The organism is Mesorhizobium sp. WSM4308, assembly GCF_002294905.1.
GTDB lineage: Bacteria > Pseudomonadota > Alphaproteobacteria > Rhizobiales > Rhizobiaceae > Mesorhizobium.
This window is the reverse complement of the sequence record NZ_NSFW01000001.1, coordinates 157130-170022: the sequence shown is the minus strand read 5'-3', so window position 1 is coordinate 170022 and position 12893 is coordinate 157130. Positions and strand designations below refer to the sequence as shown.

At 63.5% G+C, this 12893-nt stretch carries 17 protein-coding genes; 8 read left to right on the top strand and 9 right to left on the bottom strand.

The window, feature by feature from the left end; genetic code table 11:
* The first annotated feature begins 114 nt into the window (after nt 1–114).
* From CK227_RS00820 to CK227_RS00795, 6 genes are all read left to right on the top strand, one after another.
* Entirely contained in the window at nt 115–1299 is a 1185-nt protein-coding gene (locus CK227_RS00820) for a cell wall hydrolase (RefSeq protein ID WP_095771082.1), read from the top strand.
* Nucleotides 1300–1555: 256 nt separating this feature from the next.
* The gene (locus CK227_RS00815; protein WP_010914825.1) at nt 1556–1963 is read left to right on the top strand and encodes an AtpZ/AtpI family protein; all 408 of its coding nucleotides are present in this window, start codon (nt 1556–1558) and stop codon (nt 1961–1963) included.
* 84 nt (nt 1964–2047) lie between these two features.
* Nucleotides 2048–2806 (top strand): F0F1 ATP synthase subunit A, encoded by a 759-nt coding sequence (locus CK227_RS00810; RefSeq protein WP_019856924.1) that lies wholly within the window; start codon nt 2048–2050, stop codon nt 2804–2806.
* Between the two features lie 76 nt (nt 2807–2882).
* Nucleotides 2883–3107, top strand: a complete 225-nt coding sequence (locus CK227_RS00805; RefSeq protein WP_013896722.1) for a F0F1 ATP synthase subunit C — start codon at nt 2883–2885, stop codon at nt 3105–3107.
* A 67-nt stretch (nt 3108–3174) separates the two neighbouring features.
* Entirely contained in the window at nt 3175–3774 is a 600-nt protein-coding gene (locus CK227_RS00800; protein WP_095771081.1) for a F0F1 ATP synthase subunit B, read from the top strand.
* Between the two features lie 10 nt (nt 3775–3784).
* A complete protein-coding gene (locus CK227_RS00795; RefSeq protein ID WP_019856926.1) occupies nt 3785–4276 on the top strand; it encodes a F0F1 ATP synthase subunit B in 492 nt (163 codons plus the stop codon).
* A gap of 293 nt (nt 4277–4569) precedes the next feature.
* On the opposite strand, the gene CK227_RS00790 is transcribed toward CK227_RS00795, so the two are convergent.
* Together CK227_RS00790 and CK227_RS00785 are read right to left on the bottom strand one after the other, a co-directional pair.
* Entirely contained in the window at nt 4570–5265 is a 696-nt protein-coding gene (locus tag CK227_RS00790) for a ribonuclease HII (RefSeq protein ID WP_095771080.1), read from the bottom strand.
* A 153-nt stretch (nt 5266–5418) separates the two neighbouring features.
* Nucleotides 5419–6573: a PA0069 family radical SAM protein gene (locus CK227_RS00785; RefSeq protein ID WP_143750479.1), complete on the bottom strand. Its 1155-nt coding sequence runs from the start codon at nt 6571–6573 to the stop codon at nt 5419–5421.
* A 150-nt stretch (nt 6574–6723) separates the two neighbouring features.
* Between CK227_RS00785 and CK227_RS00780 the strand changes: the two genes are divergently transcribed.
* Together CK227_RS00780 and CK227_RS00775 are read left to right on the top strand one after the other, a co-directional pair.
* On the top strand, nt 6724–7251 hold the full coding sequence (locus CK227_RS00780; protein WP_095771078.1) for a glycosyltransferase: 528 nt from the start codon (nt 6724–6726) through the stop codon (nt 7249–7251).
* A gap of 144 nt (nt 7252–7395) precedes the next feature.
* The gene (locus CK227_RS00775; RefSeq protein WP_095771077.1) at nt 7396–8370 is read left to right on the top strand and encodes a hypothetical protein; all 975 of its coding nucleotides are present in this window, start codon (nt 7396–7398) and stop codon (nt 8368–8370) included.
* Here the strand turns inward: CK227_RS00775 and CK227_RS37020 are convergent.
* From CK227_RS37020 to CK227_RS00740, 7 genes are all read right to left on the bottom strand, one after another.
* Nucleotides 8360–8794 (bottom strand): aldehyde-activating protein, encoded by a 435-nt coding sequence (locus tag CK227_RS37020; protein WP_095771076.1) that lies wholly within the window; start codon nt 8792–8794, stop codon nt 8360–8362. The genes CK227_RS00775 and CK227_RS37020 overlap by 11 nt on opposite strands.
* Before the next feature lie 137 nt (nt 8795–8931).
* A complete protein-coding gene (moaB, locus tag CK227_RS00765) occupies nt 8932–9486 on the bottom strand; it encodes a molybdenum cofactor biosynthesis protein B (protein ID WP_095771075.1) in 555 nt (184 codons plus the stop codon).
* Between the two features lies 1 nt (nt 9487).
* Nucleotides 9488–10375: a 4-(cytidine 5'-diphospho)-2-C-methyl-D-erythritol kinase gene (locus CK227_RS00760; RefSeq protein WP_095771074.1), complete on the bottom strand. Its 888-nt coding sequence runs from the start codon at nt 10373–10375 to the stop codon at nt 9488–9490.
* 26 nt (nt 10376–10401) lie between these two features.
* Nucleotides 10402–10587, bottom strand: coding sequence for a membrane protein (locus tag CK227_RS00755; RefSeq protein WP_019856933.1), 186 nt, complete (start codon nt 10585–10587; stop codon nt 10402–10404).
* Between the two features lie 139 nt (nt 10588–10726).
* Entirely contained in the window at nt 10727–11587 is an 861-nt protein-coding gene (locus tag CK227_RS00750; protein WP_095771073.1) for a S49 family peptidase, read from the bottom strand.
* A 79-nt stretch (nt 11588–11666) separates the two neighbouring features.
* Nucleotides 11667–12482 (bottom strand): tRNA1(Val) (adenine(37)-N6)-methyltransferase, encoded by an 816-nt coding sequence (locus CK227_RS00745; RefSeq protein WP_095771072.1) that lies wholly within the window; start codon nt 12480–12482, stop codon nt 11667–11669.
* Complete coding sequence (locus tag CK227_RS00740; protein WP_027041409.1) at nt 12482–12706, bottom strand: DUF2007 domain-containing protein; 225 nt, start codon at nt 12704–12706, stop codon at nt 12482–12484. The genes CK227_RS00745 and CK227_RS00740 overlap by 1 nt, the downstream gene beginning before the upstream one ends.
* Nucleotides 12707–12893 lie beyond the last annotated feature (187 nt).

Below are 12893 nucleotides of genomic sequence, written 5' to 3'. Positions count from 1 at the left end.
AACCACGACCTTGAGCCGACTGAGAAAACCCGATCGATCCCGTTAACGTCCCATCAAGGTTAATGCATCATTTTGCTCTCCAGTGGGGTCAGTAGCGTTCCTGGAGAGAGTTCCGTGCATCGACGCGTCTTGAAGCGGCTTGCTGCCGCCGCCGGTGAGAAGAAACGCAATTTTGTGTCTCCTTTCATCATCGGCCTCGGCATCTGGATCGGCTTCCCGACCGTCGCCGCCTACCAGGACATGACGAGCCTCGTTTCCGGCCTCGAATCGCCGACCGCGCGCTGGAATTCATATGTCGAGAGATCCGTCGCCGGTTCGACCCATGCCGCCGAGATGCCCTTCGTCGATTCCGACGTCACCGGCTCGATCTCCGGATCGGGTATCCACCTGGCTGGCGTCGGCAACGTTTCGTTTCGCGGCAAGGGCGGCAAGGTCAGCGGCTCGCCCGACGAGGACCGCGTGGTGCGGGCCGACAAGAAGGATCGCATCGTCCAGGTGTCGCCCGTTGCGCCGCCGAAGAACTTCAACGCCGGTTCGATCTTCCAGCGGACCTCCTCCTTGATGCGGCCGAGCATGGACGGCGGCCTGAAAATGGCCTTTGCCAAGCCGCAGATCAAAGGCAAGGAAATCCAGATCGCCGCGGAATTCCATGCGCGTGAGGACAAGAAGCCGGATCCCGGCGTGCCGGCCATGCTTGCCGCCCTGGTCAACAACGAACATCCCGATGTTCTGGCGACGGCCTATGCGCAATCCGAGCCAGACTATGCCAAGGCCTCGCCCTTCGAAGCCCTGCTGCAGGATGAACAGCCCAACAGCGGCCGCTTCATTCCGCCGATGGCCAAGGGCGACCATTGGTGGATCCAGAACCCGCTGCCGGCCAGCGTCTTCTCCAAGCCTGAGCAAAAGTGCCTGGCCAACGGCATCTATTTCGAGGCGCGCAGCGAATCCGTTCGCGGCCAGGCCGCCGTTGCCCAGGTCATCCTCAACCGCGTGCGCAATCCGGCCTATCCCAATTCGATCTGCGGCGTCGTCTATCAGAACGACAGCTGGTTCAACCGCTGCCAGTTCTCCTTCGCCTGCGACGGCAGGAGGAAGCGCATCGACAGCCCGGCCGCCTACAAGACCGCGCAGGATATCGCCATGGCCGTCACCGCCGGCAAGATATTCATTCCCGAGGTCGGATCGTCGACGCATTACTATGCCCAATATGTCCATCCGGGCTGGGCGCGCACCATGCAGAAGATGACGAAGATCGGCCTGCACATCTTCTACCGCACCTATGGCGGCGGCTGGAGTTGAGAGCTCGCCGGCCGATGGTCTTTTCCATCGGCCGCAGGCTCGACCAGGCAGCCATTGCCGGGAGGATTCGCGCAGCGCATCCCCATCATCGCGGCGGGCACGATGTCGCACCTCGCTAATTAATTGATTTTATTGCTTAAAATACATGGCAATGATCTTCCGCCCGTGGCTTGACGGGCGCAAACCCTCTAACTATGTTGCCGGCGACTTTAGAAGCGGACGGACGGTGACGGTCTGACCGGGCAGGGGGGTTGCGATGGCCGATAAAAGCAGGCCAGACGGAACCGGAGAAACCGGCCGCGGCAAGCAGCATGAACCTGACATCCGCGACGACGATCTTGAGCGACGTCGGCGTGAACTTGAAGCATCGCTTGCGACAAGGCTGCCGAACCGGCTTGAGGGGAAAGACGACGCGAAAGCGGGCAGTGCGGCCGGATATGGCCAGGCGGTCAAACTCTCCAGTGAATTTATCGCTGGCGTGGTGGTGGGCGCCGGCATCGGCTGGATCATCGACCGTATGGCGGGGACATCGCCGTGGGGTCTGATCGTTTTCCTGCTGCTTGGTTTTGGCGCCGGCGTGCTCAATGTCATGCGTTCGGCAGGCGTTGTGGCAGAATTCGGACAGGGCGACAAATCACGCTCTGGCCGGGACGACAGCAAATGACCGCCTTTCAGGCGGCATTCGGAAATAGCCGCCCTCACGCGGCAATGGTAATTTGGCCGTACGCGGCATTGACGGGGTTAGAACGTGGCAGCTGACAAGGTCGATCCGATCCACCAGTTCCATATCATCAAGCTGGTTCCGATTAACATCGGCGGCTACGACCTGTCCTTTACGAATTCGGCACTGTTCATGGTCGCGACCGTGGTCGTCGCAGCCGCGTTCCTGTTCCTCACGACATCGAGCCGCAGCCTGGTTCCCGGCCGGCTGCAGTCGATCTCCGAGATGGCCTATGAATTCGTCGGCAACATGTTGCGCGATGCCGCCGGCACGCAGGGCATGAAGTTCTTCCCCTTCGTGTTCTCGCTGTTCATGTTCGTGCTGGTCGCAAATCTGCTGGGCCTGTTTCCTTATTTCTTCACCGTCACCAGCCACATCATCGTCACCTTCGGCCTCGCCGCCTTGGTGATCGGAACCGTGGTGGTCTACGGCTTCATGAAGCACGGCCTCGGCTTTCTGAAACTGTTCGTGCCGCATGGCGTGCCGGTGTTCCTGCTGCCGCTGGTGGTACTGATCGAAGTCATCTCCTTCGTCTCGCGCCCGGTCAGCCTCTCGGTTCGTCTGTTTGCCAACATGCTTGCCGGTCACATCACCCTGAAGGTGTTTTCAGGCTTCGTCGTCAGCCTCTCCGCGCTCGGCGCGGTCGGCGTCGCGGGCTCGGTCCTGCCGCTGGCCATGGCGGTGGCGCTGACGGCGCTTGAATTGCTGGTCGCCTTCCTGCAGGCCTACGTCTTCGCGGTGTTGACCTGCATGTATCTCAACGACGCCCTGCATCCCGGGCATTGAGGAAGAGTTTCCGGCCCAAGGACATTGGCGCCGGATGGAAACGCAACGGAATTTCAGATCCAAAGGAGTTGAACAAATGGACGCAGAAGCAGCAAAGTACATCGGCGCCGGCATCGCTTGCCTGGGCATGGGTGGCGCGGGCATTGGCCTGGGCAACATCTTCGGCAGCTACCTGTCGGGCGCGCTGCGCAACCCGTCGGCTGCTGATGGCCAGTTCGGCCGCCTGATCTTCGGCTTCGCCGTGACCGAAGCTCTGGGCATCTTCTCGCTTCTCATCGCGCTGCTGGCCCTGTTCGGCTGAGCCAGGCTTTGGGAAGATTGGACAGGCCGGCCGCGCAAGAGGCGGGCCTGATATCTGGGGATAGTCCATGTTCGTGACATCTGCCTTCGCGCAAGAGTCCGCGCCATCAGCCGATACCAGCCATGCCGCGACCGGAGCCGATACGAACTCCGGTACCAGCGTGCCTGCCGAAGCGCATGGCGCATTTCCGCCCTTCGATCCTGCGACCTTCCCGTCGCAGCTTCTATGGCTGGCAATCACTTTTGGGCTGTTCTACCTCTTCCTGAAGCAGGTCGTGGTGCCGCGCGTCGGCGGCATCATCGATGTCCGTAACGATCGCATCAGCCAGGACCTCGATCAGGCATCGAAGTTGAAGGGCGAGGCCGACGCCGCCGTTGCTGCCTACGAGCAGGAACTGGCCGAAGCCAAGAAGAACGCCAACTCGATCGGCCAGCAGGCCGCGGATGCGGCCAAGGCGGAAGCCGAGACCGCGCGCAAGAAGATCGAGGCCGCGCTCGACGAGAAGCTTGGCGAGGCCGAGGCGCGCATTTCATCCATCAAGGCCAACGCCATGAAGGAAGTCGGCAGCATCGCCGAGGACACTGCCTCGGCGATCGTCGAGGCCCTGGTCGGCGGCAAGGCCAGCAAGGCCGAGATCGCGGCCGCGGTCAAATCCGTGGCCCGGTGAGGAGCGCATCATGGACGCTACATCTCTCGCGACGCTTTGGGCCACGATTGCCCTGATCATCTTCCTGGGCGTCGCCATCTACATCAAGGTGCCCGGTCTTATCGCCAAGGCGCTCGACGCCCGCGCTGCCAGGATCAGCAGCGAACTCGACGAGGCACGCAAGCTGCGCGACGAGGCCCAGCAACTGCTCGGCCAGTACAAGAAGAAGCGCAAGGAAGCCGAGCAGGAGGCAGCCGACATTGTCGCGGCCGCCAAGCGCGAAGCCGAAATGCTCGCCACCGAAGCGCACAAGAAGACCGAAGACTATGTCGCCCGGCGCACGGCACTTGCCGAGCAGAAGATCGGTCAGGCCGAGCGTGACGCGGTCGCCGAGGTGCGCGCAAGCGCCGTCGACATCGCCGTCGAAGCCGCCCGCGCGCTGCTCGCCGCCAAGGTCGACGTCAAGGCCGGAGCCGACCTGTTCAAGGCTTCGCTCGCGGATGTGAAGGCCAAGCTGAACTGAGCTGACATTTCGATATCAAAAGGCCGCCCGGGCAACCTGGCGGCCTTTTTTGTTTCAGCGCCGAGGCCAACGCTGCCGATCTCCCCCCTTGTGGGGGAGATGCCCGGCAGGGCAGAGGGGGGCGCCAAAGAATGCCGGCCTTGGTTGCCTCTGGCCAACTTTGAATCCGCCTTAGGCTGGAGATGTTCAGGAAGCCGAGTAGGATCGATCGATATCCCGGCTGGACAGCGCCCCCCTCTGTCCTGCCGGACATCTCCCCCACAAGGGGGGAGATCAGCTATGTCGCTGTCGGCTCAATCCAGCCCGGCAAGGCTCTCTTCCTCAACCACCTCAGCCCCGCCCAGCCTGAACGGCGCGAACGAAACGCGGTGCAGCCGTGCCACCGGGCCATGCATCTCGATCGCCGTGCGGTGCCGGGCCGTGGCGTAGCCCATATGGACCTCGAAGCCGTAGCGGTCGTGGTGGCTGCCGCAGCCGCACATCATGCGGTCGCGCATCACCTTGGCGACGATGGAGGCAGCGGCGATCGACTGCGAGCGCTGGTCGCCCCTGATCAGCGCGCGTCCATCGCATGGCAGTCCGGGCGGCACGTCGCGGCCGTCTGCAAGCGCGAGCTTCGGGCGAACCGACAGCCCGACCAAAGCGCGGCGCATCGCCTCGAGGCTGGCCTTGAGGATGTTGCTGCCGTCGATGCCCTCGGCGCTGATCGACGCCATCGAAACCGCCTGCGCGGAGCCGAGAATGCGCAGGAACAGCGCCTCGCGCTGCAAATGGCTGAGACGTTTGGAATCGTCTAGGCCTTCGGGGATGTTGGCGGGATCGAGCACCACCGCTGCCGCGACCACCGGTCCGGCCAAAGGACCGCGGCCAGCCTCGTCCATCCCGGCGACCGGCCACAACCCGTCGGCCATCGCCTTCGTTTCGAAGGAGAAATCGGGTTTCTCGACGATTTCGAAGAGAAGCGGAGAATCGGAACGCGCGCGAGCCATGTTGCGGCGAGGTTCGCATCGGCTCCGATTCTCCGCAAGTCCCTCCGGGTCGGGTGGGGCGCCGGACCGGGAGGGCACCGTCTGCAGGCCGGGGCAGGCCGGACGGGATTTTGTGCGCCGTGGCAGCTCAAACCGCCGCCGCGAATTGCAGTCTCACAGCAGCATCAACTGCTCCTGGTCCTTTCCGGCGGCGATGAACTGGTCGGTGCGCAACGTGCGCCGTTCGGCATTGAGGCCGAGCCGCTTGGCGGTGATCTCGAATCGCCGGCCGATCTGCCAGGCGTAGGGTCCGGCGCCCTTCATGCGCTTGCCCCATTCCGAATCGTAATCCTTGCCGTCACGCATCGACCGGATCAGCGACATCACGTGGCGATAGCGGTCGGGATAGTGGCGCAGCAGCCAATCCTTGAAGATTGGGCTGACCTCCAGCGGCAGGCGCAGCACGACATAACCCGCCTCGCGCGCACCGGCGGCGTAGGCCGAATCGAGGATCCGCTCCATCTCCTGGTCGGTGAGGCCGGGGATGATCGGCGCCACCATGACCGAAGCCGGAATGCCGGCGTCAGAGAGTTGCCGGATCGCTTCGAGCCGCTTGGTCGGCGTCGACGCGCGGGGCTCCATCGTCCTGGCCAGCATGCGGTCCATGGTCGTCACCGACAGCGCCACCTTGGCCAGTCCGCGTTCGGCCATGCGCGACAATATGTCGATGTCGCGCGTCACCAGGGCGGATTTGGTGACGATGCCGACCGGATGGCCGCGCGCTTCCAGCACTTCGAGGATCTCGCGCATGATCCGGTACTGTTTCTCGATCGGCTGGTAGGGATCGGTGTTGGTGCCGATGGCGATGGTGCGCGGCTGGTAGCCGTCCTTGGATAGTTCCTTGTCGAGCAGCCGCGCCGCATCCGGCTTGGCGAACAGCTTGGATTCGAAATCCAGTCCCGGCGACAGGCCCATGAAGGCGTGCGTCGGCCGCGCGAAACAATAGACACAGCCATGTTCGCAGCCGCGATAGGGGTTGATCGACCGGTCGAAGGAGATGTCGGGCGATTCGTTGCGGGTGATGATGGTGCGCGGCTTTTCCACCTGCACTTCGGTCTTGAACGGCGGCAGTTCCTCCAGCGAACTCCAGCCATCGTCGAAGACATGCCGGCTGACCGGTTCGAAGCGGCCGGACGGATTGATGCCCGCCGACCGTCCGCGATTGCGGTCCGGACGGATGCGCATGCCACTCTGCTCGATCATCGCATTGGCCATTTCGGCTCGTCCTGCCCCGAAGGCTGCAATGTCGGCACGCACGATCGGTTCCATCTTGGCCCGCTCCCAGGGACTGTCCATGTTGTGTCGAATCGCTCTGTTCATGAAATTATTCCTATTTTGCCAACGAGAACAAAGCAAGAACTTTTTATGCTGCGCCGCAAAAACTGGCGCTGTGCGCGGCTTTCCGCTATTCGGCTAAATATGCTCAGTGTTCTCATCGAAACCCGCAATGACGAGGAGGCTCTCGCCCGCACGCTTGGCTCGCTGATTGGCGGCGCGGTCGAGGGCGTGGTGCGCGAAGTTGTCGTCTGCGACACCGGCTCCAACGACCAGACGCATCATGTCGCCGACCATGCCGGCTGCCACTATGTGGCAAGCGGCGGTATCGCCGCCGGGATAAGGCAGGCCAAGGGTGATTGGCTGTTGCTGCTGGAGCCGGGCGCGCGGTTGGTGGAGGGCTGGACCGACGCGGTCGTCGCCCACACGGCGAGGCAAACCATGGCGGCGCGGTTTTCGCGCGCGCGGGGCAGCCGCACGCCTTTCCTGGCCAGGGTCTTTTCGGGAAACCGTGCGCTCGCCGACGGGCTGGTGATCAGCAAGCGCCAGGCCGCATCGCTGTCAAAGAGTGCCAGCAGCGCCGAGGCGCTGGCGCGGGGCCTTGCGACGAAGAAGCTCGAGGCTGAGATCTGGGTGGCGCCGCCGAAGCAGCAACACCGCGCGCCGAAGTGATTTTTTGCACCTGCTCTGCTCATTGTGCATTGCACAAAATCTGACGCCCGGTTAGCCTTTCCCGAGGTGGGTGAATTGGGTTTGGGTCATGCGAGTGGTGGGCACCGATGCGGCATCGGTGTCACCCTCAAAGAAGAGGACCCGATGACGCTTTCAACCCCTGACAATTCCGGTGCTGACAGTCTCGAGGCCATTGCGCGCAACGGCAGCCTGCTGCGGCGTATTGCCGTGCGCATTCCGACCTATCTCACGGACCTGCGCGAAAACCCGGCCTGGTTGCCGATGTTCATGCTGGCGCGCACCATGCCCGGGCGTCGGATGCATTGGTTGGGCGCAAAACGCGCCCGTCCTGCCGACAATGTCGGCGATACGATGTTTTCCGGTGTCGAGCGGGCGGCGGCGGTCGATGCGCTGCGTTCCGACGGGCTGTTTTCAGGCCTCGTCCTGCCGCCGGAGATCCATGAAGAGATCGCGGATTTCGCGGGGCGCAAGCCTTGCTTCGGCAATTTCGACCGCCGTCTCGAATTCATGCCGGGCGACCATGCGCAGGCCGAGAAACGCCTGGGCCGCTCTCTGCTCAGCGGACACTATTTCGAGCGCATCCTCGACTGCCCGGCGGCACTCGCTATACAGCGCGATCCGCTGCTTCTCGACATTGCAGCGCACTATCTCGGCGCTCAGGCGAAACTGATCACGACGCGCGTCTGGTGGAGCTTTCCGACCGGCAAGGCCTCGGACGCCGACAAGAACCTTGCCTCGCTCGGCAAGTATCATTTCGACCTCGACGACTGGCGCATGCTGAAGTTCTTCTTCTACCTCAAGCCGGTCGATGCCGACACCGGTCCGCATGTCTATGTCAGGGGCAGCCACAGGCGCCGCGCCATCAAGCATCAGTTGACCCTGCTGGTCGGCCATCCCGCCCAGGAGGTGCTGGACGTCTATGGCGAGCACAGCCCGGTGACGCTGACCGGCGAAGCCGGCCTCGGCTTCGTCGAGGATCCGTTCGGCTTTCACATGGGCACCGTGCCGACGCGCACGCCGCGGCTGATGATGGAAGTCGGCTTCGGCGTCTCACGCCCCTCGCGCCGGCGCTTTCATGGCGAACCGGTTATTCGGTAAAGGCGAACCGGATCTCCACCTGCATCCACCGCACCTGTCGCCGGGCAATGCGGCTTTCCCTGCTCTCGGCATCATAGTCCACGGCGACTGGTTCGCGGCTGAACTTCAACCGGTCGTCCAGGGCATTGACGATGGCGATCGCCCTTGAATCACCGTCATCGGTGGTGATCGCCGCGACGTAGACACCGCAGTCCCGGCAGATCAAATAGTCGGCTGTACGCAGGCCGAACCGATATCTGTGCAATTGGGCTTCGTCCTTGATCAAGACGGTCAGCCTGCCGTCCGGATCGGCGACGGCGCGCGAGCCATGTTTGGTGCAGAAAGAACATTGGCAGGCGCGGACCTCGATTTGCGAGGGGTCGATATTGGTTGAAAATCGAAGTCGTATGTTGCCGCAATGGCACCCGCCGGCATGCTCGTTCATCGTATCTTCCTGGGTCGTGATCGGCCTTCCACGAGAAGGTACTTTCTCCGGCATCCGGTTTGGAATGGCTTTTGGAAGGCACTGACGCCGTTCTGCCTTCCAAGCGCGGCGTGAAACCCGGGCTTTGCCCTCAGCTCTTACGGAGCCGACTTCCCGCGCCGCAGATGTTCGTCCAGGCGCGGCATGATCTCGACGAAGTTGCAGGGCATGTGGCGGTAGTCGAGCTGCCCCTTGAGGATGCCATCCCAGGCATCCTTGCAGGCGCCGGGCGAGCCCGGCAGCACGAAGACGAAGGTGGCGTTGACGACGCCGCCGGTCGCCCGGCTCTGGATCGTCGAGGTGCCGATCTTGTCGTAGGAAATGCGGTGGAACACTTCCGAAAAGCCGTCCATCCGCTTTTCGAAGATTGGCTCCAGCGCCTCCGGTGTCACGTCGCGCCCGGTAAAGCCGGTGCCGCCGGTGGTGATGACGACATCGATGGCCTTGTCCCGCGACCATGCCAGCACCCTGTCGCGGATCTTGTCGCGGTCGTCGGTGACGATGTCGCGAGCGGCCAGGATGTGACCGGCCTCGGTGATGCGGTCGGCCAGCGTCTGTCCGGATTTGTCGTCTGCAAGGCCGCGCGTGTCCGAAACCGTCAGCACCGCGATACGCACCGGAATGAAGGAACGGCTCTCGTTGATACCAGCCATGTCACTCAGCCTCCGATGGCATGCTGCGCGTCGCCGCGACGAACCAGTCGGGCTGGCGGCCGCGGATCTCGGCAGCCGCGCGCTTGGCGACATTGCCGGTCTCGAACAGGCCGAAACATGTCGCGCCCGATCCCGACATGCGTGAAAACCCCGACCCGGCCTTGTTGAGCCATGACAGGGCCCTGCCTATGGCGGGCTGCAGTGCAAGGGCTGCCGGCTCCAGATCGTTGCGGGTAATCTCCAGCCAGTTGCGCAGGCTGTGAAAATCGATGCTGCGCGGCAGCGGCGGCAGGGGCTCGTTGTCGCGGCGAGACAGGGTCGCGAAGACATCCGCCGTCGACACCGGCGTGCCTGGATTGACCAGCACCAGTCCCAGCGCCGAAAAGTCCGGTACCATCGACAGCTCGTCACCGATGCCGCGCGCCACCAGTGGCTTTGCCGCCAGGCACATCGGTACGTCGGCGCCAAGCGAAAGGCCGATCCGCGCCAAGCCGGCGTCGTCCAGATCCAAGGCCCATGCCTGCGCCAGTCCGCGCAACACGGCCGCCGCATCGCTCGACCCGCCGCCGACGCCGGAGGCAACCGGCAGGTTCTTTTCGAGTTTTATGGAGATGGGCGGGGTCCGTGAGGGGCCAGCCTCCCGTCGCAAGGCATCGCGCGCCTTTAGCACAAGATTGCTGGCGTCGAGCGGAACCGCCGGCGCATAACGGCCCGACACGGTGAAATCATCGTTATCGGCGAGCGCGATCTCGACCCGGTCGCCAAAGCGTGTGAACACCGCCAGACTGTCGATCAGATGGTAGCCGTCAGCACGCCTGCCGGTGACGTGCAGCGCCAGATTGATCTTGGCATGCGCGTGCCAGATGCACGAACCGATCTCGGTGTCCACGGCGTCAGTCGTATAGGGGATGATGCTCAGTCCTTGGCCAGCCGGTATTCGCCGGTCTTCGGGTCCTTGACCAGCGTTCCCATCGCGCCATTGGCCGCCTGCTTTTCGGTGCGCCGCACCTTGGCCGTCACGCGCTCGGCTTCCCGGATGAAAGTGCGGTAGCCAAAATAGGCGGCGGCGCCAACGACGGCGAAGAAGATGATCTGCGGCATGTCACAACTCCTACCACGCTGGGCCGGCGAAGGCGGCCGGTCGGGTCGGTTGATGCATGTCGCCCAAAACTGTGTCCGGTTTTGGAAAAACGGCATGCATGGACTTCAAGCCTTCATGCTAGACGGTTTTGCGCGGTTTTCAAAGCCCGAAGCGGGCCCACAATGCGCGCTCTTCCGCCGCATCGATGACGCCGCTGGCGGCGGCGGCGGCAATATCGGGCGCTGAAAAGCCCTTGCTTGAGCCGAACAGGCCGAAACGACCGAGGAAACCGCGCGGCGCGGTGATCAGCCTGAGCTGGGTCTTCGCGCCAAACCGGGTCTTCAGCACCGTGCGCATGTCGCCGAGTGCATCGACGAGGCCGAGCTCCACGCCTTTCTTGCCGGTCCAGAACAGGCCGGTGAACAGATCCGGATCGTCCTTCAGCTTCGTGCCGCGCCGCTCCTTGACCAGATCGATGAAGGTTTCGTGCACCTCGAGCTGCAGCGCCTTCAGCCGTTCCACGTCTTCCTTTTTCTCGGGCTTGAACGGATCGAGCACCGCCTTGTTCTGGCCTGCGGTGTGGACGCGGCGCTCGACGCCGATCTTCTTCATCAGTTCGGGAAAGCCGAACGAGGCCGAGACCACACCGATGGAGCCGACGATGGAGGAGGGATCGGCAAAAATCTCGTCGCCGGCGACCGCGATCATGTAGCCGCCCGAGGCCGCGACATCTTCGACGAAGACCAGCACCTTCTTGTTCTTTTCAACCGCCAGGTCGCGGATGCGCCTGAAGATCAGGCGCGACTGCACCGGCGAGCCGCCAGGCGAATTGATCGAGATGGCAACCGCCGGCGCATCGAAGGAAAATGCCTTCTCGATAAGGCCGGCTGTCGAGGCCAGCGACAGATTCTGCCGGAACTGGCCGCCGGCCATGATCGTGCCGTGCAGCCGGATGACTGGAATGGTGACGACGGTGGAGCGCCAGGATTTCGGCAGCAGGCGGTTGAAAAAGCGTTTCACGAGGGCGCGGTCTCCGGTCGATAGGTTGCAGGCATGTAGGGATTTCCCGGCCAACGGCAATGCGGCGGCGAGGAATAGCTCAATCTCCAAACAGCGAGGCGAGACCGTTGGCAATCATTTCGCTGCGCTCGTCGGGGCCATTGCCCGATTGCGCGTGAAGCATCAAAGGCGGACGGATGGCAAGTTTTCCGCGCGCGCCGAGCGCTGCCCGCACAATGATACGGATCGCCGCTGCGTCGGGGCGAGGGTGCACGGCGAGCAGCTCGGCATCGCCGAAGCGACCTGACATCGCGTCGAGAATGGCGCCGAGCTGTTCGGGCCGCGCGATGACCGCAAGCCCGCCGCGCGGCCTGACCACCGCTGCCGCGCTGCGGATCCAGCTTTCGAACAGCCCGTCCTCCGTGACATGGGCTTCCTTTCGCAGCCGGTCAGGCGTGGCGCGGTCCCTGGCTGCGTTGAAGGGCGGGTTCATGATGACATAGTCGAAGTCGTTGTCGGCCAGACCTGCCGCCACCCGGGCCTGGCCTGAAACCGTGACGTCGGCGACGAGCACGGATGCGCGATCGCTGAGATGCGCATTGCCGGGGTGAGCAAGGGTAGCCGATGCGAAGGCGGCCATTTCCGGTGCGCGTTCGACCAGAACGGCCCGGGCAGCCGGGCAGCGCGACAGCACCGCCAGGCCGGCAGCGCCGGCGCCGGCGCCGAAATCGGCGAGACGTCCGCCAAAGACGGACGGCACGGACGCCGCCAGCATCATCGCATCCATGCCGGCGCGGTGGCCGCCATGCTTGGGCTGGACGAGCCAGAACCGGCCGCGATGGAAGGCATCGACCGTATGGGCCGGCGTGTCCGGGCCAAGGGTGTCAAGGGCAGGGGCGGCTGGCGCGGCCGACATTATTTTGTGCGGATCTCGTTGGCGATGCCGGCATCCCTGAGGATGCGACGAGCGGCATCGGCTTGGTCGGCGTCGACCATGACGCGCTTCTGCAAAAGCCCGATCGACCCTTCGAGAATGCTCATATTCTGATCGGCGACAAAGCAGGCGATACCGGCGTCGCGCATCAGCGATTCGACGAAGGAGATGATCACGGCATCGTTGGTGCGGACAAGCTCTATCATCCTATGAAACTCGCAGTTTGCGCCATTGATGTAAACGGGCAGGGGATTCGGCGGCAGAGCCTTGGCTCCATCCAGGATCGTTAACAGGCTGTCACCGCCGCCGCGCCAATTCGCCACTTGCCGTGGCCGTGTCCGCCGCCCTAGAGTCCGTATCGGGACTAAGGGTGCCGTCGCACGCGTTGTAACA

Coding starts and splice junctions, on each gene's coding strand:
- CK227_RS00815 (WP_010914825.1), top strand. CDS start 1,556: ATGGCCGATAAAAGCAGGCCAGACGGAACCGGAGAAACCGGCCGCGGC.
- CK227_RS00805 (WP_013896722.1), top strand. CDS start 2,883: ATGGACGCAGAAGCAGCAAAGTACATCGGCGCCGGCATCGCTTGCCTG.
- CK227_RS00800 (WP_095771081.1), top strand. CDS start 3,175: ATGTTCGTGACATCTGCCTTCGCGCAAGAGTCCGCGCCATCAGCCGAT.
- CK227_RS00795 (WP_019856926.1), top strand. CDS start 3,785: ATGGACGCTACATCTCTCGCGACGCTTTGGGCCACGATTGCCCTGATC.
- CK227_RS00790 (WP_095771080.1), bottom strand. CDS start 5,265: ATGGCTCGCGCGCGTTCCGATTCTCCGCTTCTCTTCGAAATCGTCGAG.
- CK227_RS00785 (WP_143750479.1), bottom strand. CDS start 6,573: ATGGAACCGATCGTGCGTGCCGACATTGCAGCCTTCGGGGCAGGACGA.
- CK227_RS00780 (WP_095771078.1), top strand. CDS start 6,724: ATGCTCAGTGTTCTCATCGAAACCCGCAATGACGAGGAGGCTCTCGCC.
- CK227_RS00775 (WP_095771077.1), top strand. CDS start 7,396: ATGACGCTTTCAACCCCTGACAATTCCGGTGCTGACAGTCTCGAGGCC.
- CK227_RS37020 (WP_095771076.1), bottom strand. CDS start 8,794: ATGAACGAGCATGCCGGCGGGTGCCATTGCGGCAACATACGACTTCGA.
- moaB (WP_095771075.1), bottom strand. CDS start 9,486: ATGGCTGGTATCAACGAGAGCCGTTCCTTCATTCCGGTGCGTATCGCG.
- CK227_RS00755 (WP_019856933.1), bottom strand. CDS start 10,587: ATGCCGCAGATCATCTTCTTCGCCGTCGTTGGCGCCGCCGCCTATTTT.
- CK227_RS00745 (WP_095771072.1), bottom strand. CDS start 12,482: ATGTCGGCCGCGCCAGCCGCCCCTGCCCTTGACACCCTTGGCCCGGAC.
- CK227_RS00740 (WP_027041409.1), bottom strand. CDS start 12,706: ATGATAGAGCTTGTCCGCACCAACGATGCCGTGATCATCTCCTTCGTC.